Annotated in this window: 12 protein-coding genes; 9 read left to right on the forward strand and 3 right to left on the reverse strand. The window is 75.6% G+C overall.

Going from position 1 to position 13,715, the window contains the following annotated elements; genetic code table 11:
• Positions 1–33: 33 nt before the first annotated feature.
• From ACRYRX_RS20100 to secA, 6 genes are all read left to right on the forward strand, one after another.
• Positions 34–756, forward strand: coding sequence for a ComF family protein (locus tag ACRYRX_RS20100; protein ID WP_432514821.1), 723 nt, complete (start codon positions 34–36; stop codon positions 754–756).
• Between the two features lie 268 nt (positions 757–1,024).
• Entirely contained in the window at positions 1,025–1,810 is a 786-nt protein-coding gene (gene hpf / locus ACRYRX_RS20105; RefSeq protein ID WP_432514824.1) for a ribosome hibernation-promoting factor, HPF/YfiA family, read from the forward strand.
• Positions 1,811–1,915: 105 nt separating this feature from the next.
• Positions 1,916–2,587 (forward strand): response regulator, encoded by a 672-nt coding sequence (locus ACRYRX_RS20110; protein WP_432514826.1) that lies wholly within the window; start codon positions 1,916–1,918, stop codon positions 2,585–2,587.
• On the forward strand, positions 2,584–3,819 hold the full coding sequence (locus tag ACRYRX_RS20115; RefSeq protein WP_432514828.1) for a winged helix-turn-helix domain-containing protein: 1,236 nt from the start codon (positions 2,584–2,586) through the stop codon (positions 3,817–3,819). Before ACRYRX_RS20110 ends, ACRYRX_RS20115 begins: the two co-directional genes overlap by 4 nt.
• Positions 3,820–3,857: 38 nt before the next feature.
• Positions 3,858–6,425, forward strand: coding sequence for a putative bifunctional diguanylate cyclase/phosphodiesterase (locus tag ACRYRX_RS20120; RefSeq protein ID WP_432514830.1), 2,568 nt, complete (start codon positions 3,858–3,860; stop codon positions 6,423–6,425).
• A gap of 59 nt (positions 6,426–6,484) precedes the next feature.
• Positions 6,485–9,172 (forward strand): preprotein translocase subunit SecA, encoded by a 2,688-nt coding sequence (gene secA, locus ACRYRX_RS20125; protein ID WP_432514833.1) that lies wholly within the window; start codon positions 6,485–6,487, stop codon positions 9,170–9,172.
• A gap of 3 nt (positions 9,173–9,175) precedes the next feature.
• On the opposite strand, the gene ACRYRX_RS20130 is transcribed toward secA, so the two are convergent.
• Both ACRYRX_RS20130 and ACRYRX_RS20135 read right to left on the reverse strand, forming a co-directional pair.
• Positions 9,176–9,667 carry an Rv3235 family protein gene (locus ACRYRX_RS20130; protein WP_432514836.1) on the reverse strand — a complete coding sequence of 164 codons (492 nt, stop codon included), beginning with the start codon at positions 9,665–9,667 and terminating at the stop codon, positions 9,176–9,178.
• Between the two features lie 53 nt (positions 9,668–9,720).
• Complete coding sequence (locus ACRYRX_RS20135; protein WP_432514837.1) at positions 9,721–10,323, reverse strand: LysM peptidoglycan-binding domain-containing protein; 603 nt, start codon at positions 10,321–10,323, stop codon at positions 9,721–9,723.
• A gap of 159 nt (positions 10,324–10,482) precedes the next feature.
• Here ACRYRX_RS20135 and ACRYRX_RS20140 point away from each other — a divergent pair, with 159 nt between their 5' ends.
• Positions 10,483–10,995: a hypothetical protein gene (locus ACRYRX_RS20140; protein WP_432514839.1), complete on the forward strand. Its 513-nt coding sequence runs from the start codon at positions 10,483–10,485 to the stop codon at positions 10,993–10,995.
• 3 nt (positions 10,996–10,998) lie between these two features.
• On the opposite strand, the gene ACRYRX_RS20145 is transcribed toward ACRYRX_RS20140, so the two are convergent.
• The gene (locus ACRYRX_RS20145) at positions 10,999–11,220 is read right to left on the reverse strand and encodes a helix-turn-helix transcriptional regulator (protein ID WP_432514842.1); all 222 of its coding nucleotides are present in this window, start codon (positions 11,218–11,220) and stop codon (positions 10,999–11,001) included.
• A 218-nt stretch (positions 11,221–11,438) separates the two neighbouring features.
• Here ACRYRX_RS20145 and ACRYRX_RS20150 point away from each other — a divergent pair, with 218 nt between their 5' ends.
• Both ACRYRX_RS20150 and ACRYRX_RS20155 read left to right on the forward strand, forming a co-directional pair.
• Complete coding sequence (locus tag ACRYRX_RS20150; RefSeq protein ID WP_432514843.1) at positions 11,439–12,125, forward strand: hypothetical protein; 687 nt, start codon at positions 11,439–11,441, stop codon at positions 12,123–12,125.
• A complete protein-coding gene (locus ACRYRX_RS20155) occupies positions 12,122–13,381 on the forward strand; it encodes an AAA family ATPase (RefSeq protein ID WP_432514844.1) in 1,260 nt (419 codons plus the stop codon). The genes ACRYRX_RS20150 and ACRYRX_RS20155 overlap by 4 nt, the downstream gene beginning before the upstream one ends.
• The last annotated feature ends 334 nt before the right edge of the window (positions 13,382–13,715 follow it).

Below are 13,715 nucleotides of genomic sequence, written 5' to 3' on the forward strand. Positions count from 1 at the left end.
CCGCCCTGCCCGGCGGCCGGGGACGGCAGCCCTGTGGACGACGCCACCGGGCCCGCCGCCGCGTCCTGCACGCTGGGGCCCGTGCGCGCCCTCACCGCCACCCTGTCCTCGGTCGCCGACCTCGTGTGGCCCGCGCACTGCGCCGGGTGCGGCCGCCCCGGTGCCGTCTGCTGCGCGCCGTGCCGTCGGGCCCTGCGCGCCGGGGCCCGCACCGACCTGCCCGACGGCACCCCCGTCCACGGCTGCGCCCCGCACGACGGCCCCGCGCGGCAGGTCCTGCTCGCCGTGAAGGACCGGGGCCGCGCCGAGGCGCGCCCCGCCCTGGCCGACGCCCTCACCGACGCCCTCACCGACGCCCTCACCGACGCCCTCGCCGACCTGCTCGGTGCGCCCGCCCCCGGCGTCGTCCTCGTGCCCGTCCCCACCCGGGCCGCCAGCCGCCGCGCCCGCGGCGGGGACCTCGTCGCCGACCTCGCCGCCCGCGCGGCGGCCACCGCCCGCCGCCGCGGGCACGACGTCGACGTCCGGCGGTGCCTGCGCCTGGCCCGCCGGGTCCGGGACCAGACCGACCTGGACGCCCGCGGCCGCCGCGCCAACGTCCGCGGCGCCTTCACCCTCGCCGGCCCGGCCCCCGCCCGGCCCTGCCTCGTCCTCGACGACGTCGTGACGACCACCGCCACCGCCGCCGAGGCCGTCCGCGCGCTGCGGGCCGGTGGCGCGCGGGTGGACGCCGTGCTGACGGTGACGATCGCGTGAGCGCGCGGGGCGGGGGCGCCGCACGCCTGTGCGCCGGAGCCGCCGGGGGTCTAGCGTTGGTGCATGGCAGCCAGGAACGGTGTCACGGCGGGTCGCACCCCGGCGGTGTCCGAGGACGGACCCGGCACCCGGGGCGCTCACCGGCGCCGTCCCTGCCCGCCTGCTCACCGCGCCCACCCCCGGGGGGTGGCCCGCGGCACGAGGTGACGGTCCGAGGCGGGCCGGCCCCACGTGCCGGTGCCGCCAGCTCGAACGAGGGAGGCATCCCGTGGAAGTTGTGGTCACCGGACGGCACACCGACGTCAAGGAGAGGTTCCGCCGGCACGTCGAGGACAAGCTGGAGGCGAAGGTCACCCAGCTCGCCCCGCGCGCCCAGCGCATCGACGTCGAGGTTTCCCACGAGAAGAACCGTCGACAGGCCAGCAGTTGCGAACGCGTCGAGATCACCGTGCGGGACAAGGGGCCCGTCGTGCGCGCGGAAGCCTGCGCCGACGACCCCTACGCCGCGCTCGACCTGGCCACCACGAAGCTGCTCGAGCGGTTGCGGCGCGCCCGCGACCGCCGCAAGGTGCACCACGGCCGGCACCGGCCCACCTCGGTGCACCAGGCGACGGCCGGCCTGTCCGACGAGGTCCTCACCGGTGCCTTCGACCCCGCCCGGCCCCTGGCCGAGCAGGTCGAGCCCGAACCGGCCGCCGACGGCGCGGCGGCACCCACGCCCGCCGTGATGGCCGACAGCCACCCGCCCACGGCCGACGCCCCCGAGGCCGCGCTCGCGGACGCCTCGCCGGTCGTGATCCGGGAGAAGCGGCACGACGCGCACCCGATGACCCTGGACCAGGCGCTGTACGAGATGGAGCTCGTGGGCCACGACTTCTACCTGTTCGTCGACGCGGCCACCGGCAGCCCCAGCGTGGTGTACCGCCGTCGCGGGTGGGACTACGGCGTCATCCACCTCGACGTGAAACCCGCCCCCGCCGACGAGGCCGACCAGGACCACCGGGGGACGACCGACGCCGCGCTCGCGGCCGCCGTCGGAGCCGGGCTGGGCTGAACCGCCCGCACGGGGTGCCACCGCGGGCCGCGCGGTGGCACCCCGTGCCGCTCGTGCCAAGATCGACCGACGCGCAGGAGGCCGACGGCGACCAGGGGGACGGGCATGAGCGAGACCATCCGGATCGTGGTCGTCGACGACCACTCGCTGTTCCGGCGGGGACTGCAGATGGTCCTGTCCACCGAGGACGACCTCGAGGTCGTCGGCGAGGCCTCCGACGGCGCCGAGGCCGTCCAGCGCGTCGAGGAGCTGCTGCCCGACGTCGTCCTCATGGACGTGTGGATGCCGCGCCGCTCCGGGATCGACGCCTGCGCCCAGATCAAGGCCGTCGCCCCCTCCACCAAGATCCTCATGTTGACCTCCTCGGAGGAGGAGGACGACCTGTTCGGGGCCGTGCGCGCCGGCGCCAACGGGTACCTGCTCAAGGACGTGCCCGCCGAGGAGGTCGCCGACGCCGTCCGCTCGGTCATGACCGGGCAGTCGCTCATCACCCCGAAGATGGCCGGGCTGCTGCTGGGGGAGTTCAACGCGATGCGCCGGCGCGACGAGGAGCGCAACCTCGGCCTGCCCGGTGCGCCCCGGCTGTCCCCGCGCGAGCTCGACGTCCTGCGGCTGCTGGCCCGCGGCATGGCCAACCGCGAGATCGCCGGCGAGCTCGGCATCAGCGAGAACACCGTGAAGAACCACGTCCGGAACCTGCTGGAGAAGCTGCAGCTGCACTCGCGGATGGAGGCCGTCGTCTACGCGGTCCGGGAGAAGATCGTGGAGCTGTCGTGACCGGCGGGGTCGAGGAGATCTCGGCCCGCACGGCCCGACGGGCGGCGCTCGCCGCCCAGGGCTTCGACCGCCGCCGCCCGGCCACCGTCACCGCCGCCCACGTCGGGCGCGTCGTGGACCGGCTCGGCGTCGTGCAGATCGACAGCGTGAACGTGCTGTGCCGCAGCCACTACCTGCCCTTCTTCAGCCGCCTCGGCCCCTACCCGGCCGACCTGGTGGACCGCGCCGCGCAGCGCGGCCCGCGCCGGCTGGTGGAGTACTGGGCGCACGAGGCCAGCTACGTCGCGCCCGCCACCCACCTGCTGCTGCGCTGGCGGATGGAGCGCGCCGACTCCGACGCCTGGGGCAGCATCCGCTCCATCGCCCGCGAGCGCCCCGACCTGCTCGAGGCCGTCGAGGAGCACGTCGCCGCCGCCGGTCCGCGCACCGCGCGGGAGCTGGAGGCGGCGCTGGGCCCGGCCGCGCCGCGGGCCAAGGAGCACTGGGGCTGGAACTGGTCGGACGTGAAGCGGGCCTGCGAGCACCTGTTCTTCGCCGGCCGGCTGTCCGTGGCGGGCCGCACCGCGCAGTTCGAGCGGCGCTACGACCTCACCTCCCGCGTCCTGCCCGCCGCCGTCCGCGACCTGCCCGTCCCCACCCCGGAGGACGCCGTCCGCGACCTGGTGCGCATCGCCGCGCGCGCCACCGGCGTCGCCACCGAACCCACGCTGCGCGACTACTTCCGGCTCACCCCGGCCCTGGCCCGGCGCGCCGTCGCCGAGCTCGTGGAGGCCGGGGAGCTGGAACCGGTCCGGGTCGCCGGGTGGGCCGCGCACCGCCCGGCCTACCGGTGGGCCGGGGCCCGCGCCCCCCGCGTGCGGGCCCGGGCCCTGCTGACCCCGTTCGACCCGCTGGTGTGGCACCGCGCCCGCACCGAGGAGGTCTTCGGGGTGACGGTCCGGCTGGAGTTCTACGTGCCCCGGGACAAGCGCGTCCACGGGTACTACGTGCTGCCGTTCCTGCTGGGCGAGGACGTCGTGGGGCGCGTCGACCTCAAGGCCGACCGGGCCGGGCGGGTGCTGCGCGTCGAGGCCGCCCACGCCGAACCGTCCGCGCCCGCGGGGACGGCCGAGGAGCTGGCCGCCGAGCTGCGGGACCTGGCCGGCTGGCTGGACCTGGACGACGTGGCCGTCGCCGGGCGCGGGGACCTGGCCGCCGAGCTGGCCGCCGCCGTCGCCCGAACGGCGCACTGACGCCTCAACACCGTCCCCCGCCGCGCCGACACCCCACTGTGGACGTCGCCGCGCTCTCCCCCGACCAGGTCGGGCTCGCCAGCCAGCTGCTCGAGCACGTCCTGACCGAGCTGTCGGCGGGGACGTCCGAGCGCGACGTCCTGCGCCGCGCCGCGGCCCTGGCCGCCGACCTCGTCGACGCCGACGTCGTCGCGGTCTGCGAGGGCGCGCACGTCCACGGCGGGGTGGGCCTGGGGCAGCGCTTCCTGCCCGAGCGGGGGCTGGCGCGGGTCGTGCGCGACGGCGGCGGGTCCTTCGCGGTCCCCGGGCTGGGGCGGGTGCGGGCCAGCGTCGTGGAGGTGCCGGCGCTGGCCGGCGTCCACGTCGTCGTGGGCCGCGCCGAGGGCGCCGGGGACGCGGGGGACGCGGGGGACGCCGGTGCCGCCGAGGCGTCCCTGGCCGCCGTCCGGCTCGTCGCGCGCGCCGTCGGGCTCGTCGTCCTGGGCCGGCACGGCCGCGAGCGGGAGCGGTGGCACCGTCAGCAGGGTGCCCGCGGGGCGGCCGAGCGCGGACGCCTGCAGCAGGCGCTGCGCCAGCGCGAGCAGGTGCTCACCACGTCGGTGCGCTTCCAGCGCGCCGTCTCCAGCCGCCGTCCGCTGCCGGAGCTGCTCGTGCAGATCGCCGCGAGCTCCTCGGAGCTGATGGACCACCGCGCGGTCACCCTGGTCCTGGCCGACCCGCGCTCGCAGATGAGGATGAGCGTCGTCGCCGCCGTCGGGGAGCCGCCGCTGGACCCCGAGCTGGCGCTGGCGGCCGCGAACGCCCTCGGCGGGTTCGGCGTCGCGGTCGGCGACGGGACGGCCCCGGCGGCCGCGGCGGTGCACATCAACGGCCGCAGCGTCGGGGCCCTGGTCCTGGACACCCTGGGCAGCGGCCCGCTGGACCCGGTGGGGGCGACGGTGCTGCGCGCCTTCGCCGAGCACGCCAGCATGGCGCTGAGCCACGCCGACACGGTCCGGGCCGTGGAGGCCGCCTCGTCGGACTCCCTGACGAGCCTGCCCAACCGGGCGACCCTGCTGCGCCACCTCGAGGTGGCGCTGCGCGCGGGGGAGTCCGACGGGCTCGGCACGGCCGTCCTGTTCATCGACCTGAACGGCTTCAAGCAGGTCAACGACTCCCTCGGCCACGCCGCCGGTGACGAGGTGCTGTCCCGGGTGGCGCGCCGGCTGCGCCGCTGCCTGCGCGGGGACGACGTCGCGGCGCGCCTGGGCGGGGACGAGTTCGCGCTCGTGGTGCGCGACGTCGAGCCGGGCCGGGCCGCGCAGCGCATCGCCGCCCGCGTGCAGGCCGACGTGGCGCAGCCGTTCGAGACGGCCGGCGCGACGGTGCGGGTGGGCGCGAGCATCGGCATCGCCGTCGCGGCCGAGGGGGTGGGGGCCGCGGAGCTGCTGCGCCGCGCCGACAGCGCCATGTACATGGCCAAGGGCGAGGCGCACGAGGCCGGGCCGGAGGCCGGGACCGGGATCGTCCCCAGCTGCGTGGTGGTCTTCGAGGCCGACACGCACGACGCCGACCGGCTGCGCCGCCAGCTGGAGCACGACCTGCTGCGCGCGGTGAAGGACGACGAGTTCGAGCTCGCCTACCAGCCGATCGTGCGGCTGGCCGACGGCGCCGTGGTGGGGGCCGAGGCGCTGCTGCGGTGGCGCCACCGCACGCGGGGCCTGCTGGAGCCCGGCGCGTTCCTCGCCGGTGCCGAGCGGTCCCCGGCGGTGGAGGAGCTGTGGCGCTGGGTGCTGCGGACGGCGTGCGCGCAGGCCGTGGCCTGGCGCGAGCGGGTGCCGGACCTGTCGGTGACGGTGAACCTGTCGGCCGCGCACGTCATGACCCGCGGGGCCGCCGACGACGTCCGCGCGGCCCTGACGGGTGCGGGGCTGGACCCGACGGCCCTGGTCCTGGACGTGCCCGCCGACCTGCTGGGGGAGGACCCGGACCTGCTGGCCGCGCGGTTGAAGAAGCTGCGCGCGACCGGCGCCCGCATCCTGCTGGACGACTTCGCGACCCTGGACCCGGGGCAGGGCGGGGTCCTGGTGAACCACTCCCTGGCGCCGCTGCGCCAGCTGCCCGTCGACGGCGTGAAGCTGGACCGGACCCTCGTCGCCGAGATCGACGGCCCCGAGGGGGCGGACGCCCTGGCGGCCGTCCGCACGCTGTGCGAGCTGGGTGCGGCGCTGGACCTGGGGGTGGTGGCCGAGGGCGTGGAGCGCACCGAGCAGGCGCTGCTGCTGACCGAGGCCGGGTGCGCGGTCGCGCAGGGGGTCCTGCTGGGGGCGCCCCGCTCGGTCGCGGAGCTGGGGTCGGAGCTGACCGAGCTGGGGCCGGTGGAGCGGGCCGCGCCCGCGCTGGCGGCCCTGGTGGAGTTCGTGGAGCCCACGGACGCGCCGGAGCCGGCGGAGCAGCGGGCGCTGGACGCGGCGGCGCTGTTCGCCCGCCAGCTCGGCCCGGTCGGTGCGCCGGGCGCGGACGCGGTGGCCGGCGGGCCGCGCGTCCCGGCGACGGGACCGGTCCCGGTGCCGATCAGCGGCATCCGCCCGCACGACCTGCGGGCGATGCTGGACCGGTCGCGCTGAGCCACCGCTGCGGTCCGTGCTGTCACCGTCACCGGGCGTTGCGCCGCTAGAGTGAAGGGGTGCCAGCGATCGTCGAAAAGGTCCTCCGCGCCGGTGAGGGCCGCGTGGTCAAGCGTCTGCACCGCATCGCGGAGCAGGTCAACGCTCTCGAACCCGACTTCGAGGGGATGAGCGACGCGGAGCTGCGCGGTGAGACGGACCGCTTCAAGGAGCGCCTGGCCGGCGGCGAGACCCTCGACGACCTGCTGCCGGAGGCCTTCGCGGTGGTGCGCGAGGCGGCCCGCCGCACGCTGGGCCAGCGGCACTTCGACGTGCAGCTCATGGGCGGCGCGGCCCTGCACCAGGGCAACATCGCCGAGATGCGCACCGGTGAGGGCAAGACCCTCGTCGCGACGCTGCCGGCGTACCTCAACGCCCTGACCGGCGAGGGCGTCCACGTCATCACGGTCAACGACTTCCTCGCCGAGTACCAGTCCGACCTGATGGGGCGCGTCTACCGCTTCCTGGGCCTGACCAGCTCCTGCATCCTGTCGCGGATGCGCCCGGACGAGCGGCGCGAGGCGTACGCGGCCGACATCACGTACGGCACGAACAACGAGTTCGGCTTCGACTACCTGCGCGACAACATGGCGTGGAACGTCTCCGAGATGGTGCAGCGCGGGCACCACTTCGCGATCATCGACGAGGTCGACTCGATCCTCATCGACGAGGCCCGCACCCCGCTGATCATCTCCGGGCCGGCCGACCAGGCGACCAAGTGGTACACCGAGTTCGCCAAGATCGTCCGCCGCCTGACGATCGACGTGGACTACGAGGTCGACGAGAAGAAGCGCACCATCGGGATCCTCGAGGCGGGGATCGAGAAGGTCGAGGACCTGCTCGGCATCGAGAACCTCTACGAGAGCGTGAACACCCCGCTCATCGGGTTCCTCAACAACGCCGTCAAGGCCAAGGAGCTGTTCAAGCGGGACAAGGACTACGTCGTGTCCCCGAACGGCGAGGTCCTCATCGTCGACGAGCACACCGGCCGCATCCTGGCCGGCCGCCGCTACAACGAGGGCATGCACCAGGCCATCGAGGCCAAGGAGGGGGTGCCGATCCAGAACGAGAACCAGACGCTGGCGACCATCACCCTCCAGAACTTCTTCCGCATGTACGACAAGCTCGCGGGGATGACCGGCACGGCCATGACCGAGGCCGCCGAGTTCCACCAGACGTACAAGCTCGGCGTGGTGCCGATCCCGACGAACCGCCCGGCGGTGCGCGTGGACCAGCCCGACCTCGTCTACAAGAACGAGCAGGCCAAGTTCGCCGCCGTCGTGCAGGACATCGCCGAGCACCACGCGACGGGCCAGCCGGTCCTGGTGGGCACCACGAGCGTGGAGAAGAGCGAGTACCTGTCGAACCTGCTGACCAAGGCGGGGGTCGAGCACACGGTCCTCAACGCCAAGCAGCACGAGCGCGAGGCGTCGATCGTCGCGCAGGCCGGCCGCAAGGGCGCCGTGACGGTCGCGACGAACATGGCCGGCCGCGGGACGGACATCATGCTCGGCGGCAACGCGGAGTTCCTCGCGGTGGCGGCCATGAAGGACAAGGGCCTGGACCCCGACGAGGCGCCGGAGGCGTACGAGGCCGCCTGGCCCGAGGTCCTGGAGCAGGCCAACGCCTCGGTCAAGGCCGAGCACGACGAGGTCCGCGACCTCGGCGGGCTGTACGTCCTGGGCACCGAGCGCCACGAGTCGCGCCGCATCGACAACCAGCTGCGCGGCCGCTCGGGCCGTCAGGGCGACCCGGGGGAGTCCCGCTTCTACCTGTCGCTGACCGACGACCTGATGCGGCTGTTCAACGCGGCGCTGGTCGAGACGTTCCTGACCCGCACGGGCATCCCCGAGGACGTCCCCATCGAGTCGAAGATGGTCTCGCGGGCCATCCAGAGCGCGCAGGGGCAGGTCGAGGGGCGCAACTTCGAGATCCGCAAGAACGTCCTGAAGTACGACGACGTCCTGAACCGCCAGCGCGAGGTGATCTACGCCGAGCGGCGCAAGGTGCTCGAGGGCGAGGACCTGCACGTGCAGATCCGCCACTTCATCGACGACGTCGTGACGGCCTACGTCTCGGAGGCCACCGCGCGCGGCTTCGGGGAGGACTGGGACCTCGAGGAGCTGTTCACGGCGCTGCGCAGCCTCTACCCGGTCTCGGTGACGCCCGAGGAGGTCGTCGAGGCCGCCGGTGGCCGCGGCAACCTCACGGTCGACCGTCTCGTCGAGGAGCTGCGCGGTGACGCGCAGGCCTGCTACGACGCCCGTGAGGAGGAGCTCGGCGAGGCGGTGATCCGCGACCTCGAGCGCCGCGTCGTGCTCTCGGTGCTCGACCGCAAGTGGCGCGAGCACCTGTACGAGATGGACTACCTGCAGGAGGGCATCGGCCTGCGCGCCATGGCCCAGCGCGACCCGCTCGTGGAGTACCAGCGCGAGGGCTACCAGCTGTTCGGCGCGATGACCGACGCCATCAAGGAGGAGTCGGTCGGCTACCTGTTCTCCCTGCAGGTCCAGCCCGCCGCGCAGGCCGGGGTCGCCCCGCCCACCCCGGGTCTCGGCGCCCCGCCGGTGCGTCAGCAGCTGCAGTACACCGCGCCGACGGCCGAGGGCGACGTCGAGGTGCACTCCGGTGACGCCCAGGCGACCGAGGCCGCCACGGGCAACCGGGCCCAGCGGCGCGCCGCGGACCGTCAGCAGCGCCAGGACTGACGCTCAGCCCAGCTCCAGGGCGGTGACCCGCCACCGCTGCCCGGAGCGGTCGGTGCAGCGCTCGACGCGCAGGGCCGCGGCCCGCACGCGGTCGGTGTCCTTCAGGACGGCGCCGACCTCGGCGACCCCGTCGCGGGGGAAGGAGACGCGCAGGCTCGCGACGCGGGCCGCGCGCACCGCGGTGCCGCTGCGGGTGGTGCGCATGCGCGCCTGGAGGGCGGCGCGCCGCTGGACGCCGGCGTAGATGTCGGGGGTGGACCAGCGCAGCAGCTGCTGGGTGGGCCGCAGGCCGGTGAGGACCTCCAGCAGCGTCACCAGGTAGCGGCGGGTCCAGCCGGTGACCTCGGGCAGGTCCGCCGGGGGCCGCAGCCGCACGTCGGCGAGGTCGAGCGCCAGCACGCCCTGGTCGGGGCTCAGGTGCGTCAGCACGGGGCCCTCGGGGCCGTGGGCGTCCTCGTCGTCGAGGTAGTGCGGGAGGCGGGTGGTGCTGGACACGTGCGGGCTCCTCAGTGTTCGGTGCAGGGGGTCGGGGATCGGGACGGGGTCGGTCAGGGCAGGCGCAGGACCTGGCCCGGGAGCAGGACGTCGGGGTCGGCGCCGATGACGTCGGCGTTGGCTGCGTAGAGGCGCTCCTGCTCGGCGAGCACGTCGGCCCGGCTGGCCCCGGGGCCGCACCGCTGCTGGGCCAGCGACCACAAGCTGTCGCCGCGGTGGACGACCAGTTCCTCGCCCGCCGCGGTCGGGCGCGCGGGGCCGGCGACCGGCGCGGGCGTCGGGGACGGCGGGGACGGCGCGGCGAGGGCGGGCGTGGGCACCCAGCCGGCCTCGACGGGTGCGCTGACGGCCCACCCGGCCTCGGGCAGGTGGGTGGCGGCGCCGCGTTCGGCGGCGACGGCGGACAGCGCGCTGGAGCCGAGCAGGACACCGACGACCAGGGCCACGACCCGGCGGACGACGACCGGCACGCCGGGGGTGAGCCGCACGGCGCGGCGCGGCGAGCGGCGGACCCGCAGCTCGTCGACGAGGGCGACGAGCACGCTGAGCGCCAGCCACAGGACGACGAGCGCCCCGGCGACGGCGCACACGCCGACGACCACGTCCGCCGGCGTCCGCACGGTGACGTGCGGGGCGATCCAGTGCGGCAGGTGCACGTTGAGCCCTCCGGGTGGTCTTTGGTGTCGTTTGGTGCTGTTTGGTGGCGCATGTCTATCCGCCGCCTGTGCGCAGGGCCAGCGAGTCGCCCGTCTATGCCCCGTTCGGAAGGCACCGGCTGACCGACGGTCACGACGGATGACTCGTAGCGTGGGTCCGTGCGGTGGGACGACCTCTTCGAGGACCTGGAGGCCCAGGCCGACCACGGCCGTCGCCAGGACCTCGCCGCCGAGGTGGCGGACCGCACCGCCCGCGAGGAGGCCACGGTCGCCCTGGCGGACCGGTTGCGGGCGGCGACCGGGGAGGTCACCTGGGTGCTGCACGACGGGGGGACGGTCACCGGCACGGTGCTGGGAGCCGGCCCGGGCTGGTCGCTGGCGCGCGAGCGCAGCGGCCGCCAGGTCCTCGTCCCGGCCCACGCGGTCGCGTTCCTGCGGGGCGTCCCGGCGCACAGCGCCGCTCCGGCCGGGCCCGTCGCGGCGCGCCGGACGTTCCTGATGGCGGTGCGGGCGCTCGCGGCAGCGCAGGAGCGGGTGACGGTGCGCACGACGGCGGGCGCGGTCTCGGGCACGGTCCGCCGGGTCTGCGCCGACCACCTCGACGTCGAGGACGGGGCCGGGGCGCGGTCGATCCCGTTCGGCGCCGTGCTGGCGGTGCTCGAACGGGTGTGAACCTCAGTCGGTGAGGTGGTCCTCGCCGGCGTGGACCATCTCGCGGGTCTGCGCGTACATGCGCTGGATGTAGTCCTCCAGCTCGGACTCCTCGACCCGCCACTGCCCCCGGCCGCCGACCTTGATCGCCCGCAGCTCACCCGTCCGGACCAGCGCGTAGGCCTGCGCCGAGGAGATCGCCAGCGTCTCGGCGACGTCCGCGAGGGGGAGGAATCGGGCGGGCACGAGGTCTCCTGGGCACTGGGAGGGTCACTGTCGGGTACGGGACCCGACCGTGCCCGCATCTTGCCACGCGACCACCCGGTCGGCGCTGACCCGATCAGGTGGCCTGTGGACAACTCCGGCCGGTCCCGTGCCGCGGGTCCCACCATGGGTCGTCGGTCGAGGACGGCCGGCGGGGCCGGGTGGGGGAGTGGGGACGAGTGCGGACAGCGGTGCGGCCGGTGCGGGGGCGCGACGTCGCCGAGGCGGGGGCGGCCACGCGCCGGGTCAGCGCCCCGTCGTGGCGCGACCCCCGGTTCCTGGTCGGGGTGGTCCTGGTGCTGGCCGGCGTCGTCGCCGGGGCCCGGGTCGTGGACCAGGCCCGCGACACCGTCGAGGTGTGGGCGCTGAACCGGCCGGTCGGGGCGGGGCAGACCCTCACCGCGGCCGACCTGACGGTCGCCGAGGTGCACCTGGACGAGGCCACCCTGGCCACCTACGTCAGCGCGCGCACGCCGCCGGGCGACGTGGTGGCCCTGCGGGGCCTGGCCGCGGGCGAGCTGCTGCCCCGGACCTCGATCGGGGGTGCCGACGCCCTCACGGCCCGTCCGGTGACCGTGCCGGTGGCCGGCTCGGTGCCCCCGGGCGTCGCGGTGGGCGCGCTCGTGGACGTGTGGGTCGTCCCGGCTCCGGCTCCGGCGGACCTGGGCGGCGCCGACGCGCGGTCCGCGCCGGAGCGGCTCGTCGAGGCGGCGGAGGTCTCCGCGCTCGTCGACGGCGGCGGGGCGCTCAGCGCCCGCAGCGGTGCGGACGTGCAGGTCGTCATCCCCGTGGGCGCCCTGCCCGCCGTCCTGCAGGCGGTCTCGGCCGAGGACGACCTCGTCCTGGTGCCGGTGCCGGGCAGCGCGGCGCCGGGAGCGCGCTCGTGACGCTGCCCGTCCTCGTCGCCATCCCCGGCCCCGGGGAGGCGCGCCTGCTGGCCGGCTGGGAGGCGCTGCGCCGCGAGCTGGTGGTGGTCCGACGCTGCGCGGACGTCGCCGACGTCCTGGCCGCCGCCGCGGCCGGGCTGGCCCGCGCGGTGGTGATCGGCGCCGACCTGCCCGGCTGCGACACGGAGGTCGTGGCCGCCCTGCGGCGCCACGGCGTGGGCGTCCTCGTCCTCCTGCCCGCCGGTGCGGAGGGCGAGCAGGCCGAACGGCGCTGGCGCGGTCTGGGGGTCGGCCGCTTCGCGGTGCAGGACCAGGAGCCGGCGCAGGTGGCTCGCGAGGTCGCGCTGACCGTGGCCGGGGGCGGTGAGCCGGCTGTCGCGCCGGAGCTCCCGCCCGAGCCGGCGACGGGTGCCTCCGGACGGGTGGTCGCGGTGTGGGGGCCGCACGGTTCCTGCGGCCGGACGACGGTCGCCGTGAACCTCGCCGCGGAGCTCGCCGGGACGGGGCAGACGGTGCTGCTCGCGGACGCGGACACCCGGGGCGCCTCGGTGGCGCAGGCGCTGGGGCTGCTGGACGACGCGCCGTCGCTCCTGGCCTGCGTGCGGGCCGCGGCCGACGGGAGGCTGGACGTCGCGGCGCTGCGGGCGAGGGCGGCGGCCCCGGCCACCGGGCTGTCGGTCCTGTCCGGTGCCGCGGAGCCGTCGCGCTGGAGCGAGCTGCGTCCCGTGGCGTTGCGACGGGTGCTCGAGGTCGGCGCCCTGGCCCACGACTGGACGGTCGTCGACCTCGCCGGGGGGTGCGACGACCTGGCCGAGGAGTCGGGCCGCGACGCGGTGCTCGCCACGGTGCTCGGATCCGCCGACGTGCTGGTGGTCGTGGGGGCCGGGGACCCGATCGGGCTCCAGCGGCTGTCCCGCGCCTGGCTGCAGTTGGCCGACCTCGCGCCCGACGCCGTGCTCGTCCCCGTCGTGAACCGGGTGCGTGCCTCGGCGCTCGGGTCGCCGGCCGCCCGGCGCACGACGGCGGTGCTCCGCCGGTCGGCCGGGATCGAGGACGTGGTGACCCTGCCGCACGACGACGCGGCCGACGGGGCGCTGCTGGCGGGACGGACGCTGGCCGAGCACGCCGGGCGCAGCCCGTTGCGCCGGGCTCTGCAGGGGCTGGCGGTGCGGGTCGAAGCACTGGCCGACGCGCCGGACCCCGTCGAGGTGGACGACCCGACGGCCGGATTTGACCCGCTGCTGGCCCGCAGTTAACGTAGTTGTCACACCCCAGCGGGGAGGAACGGACGGGAAGCCGGCCGGTCTCCGCGGTGGTGGGGAGCTCCGATCGAGATCGGTCGCCACGAACGCTCAAGAGCGCGCGAGGCCTGCCGATGAACAAGGAGCGTCCTGACCGGGCCTGAAGGTCCGGTAAGCTGGACGAAGTCCGCAGACGAGAAGCCACGAAAGTGGCCGACAGTCGTGCGTCCGGTTCTTGAGAACTCAACAGTGTGCCATAAATGTTGATGCCAATGCATTAACCCCCAATGACCGCTCATCCTGTGTGGTGGGTGGTTGGGGATTCCTTTGGGATCTACCCCTGTTCTGG

Origin of the sequence: Kineococcus lubricus, assembly GCF_050871965.1 — a bacterium.
Lineage (GTDB): Bacteria > Actinomycetota > Actinomycetes > Actinomycetales > Kineococcaceae > Kineococcus.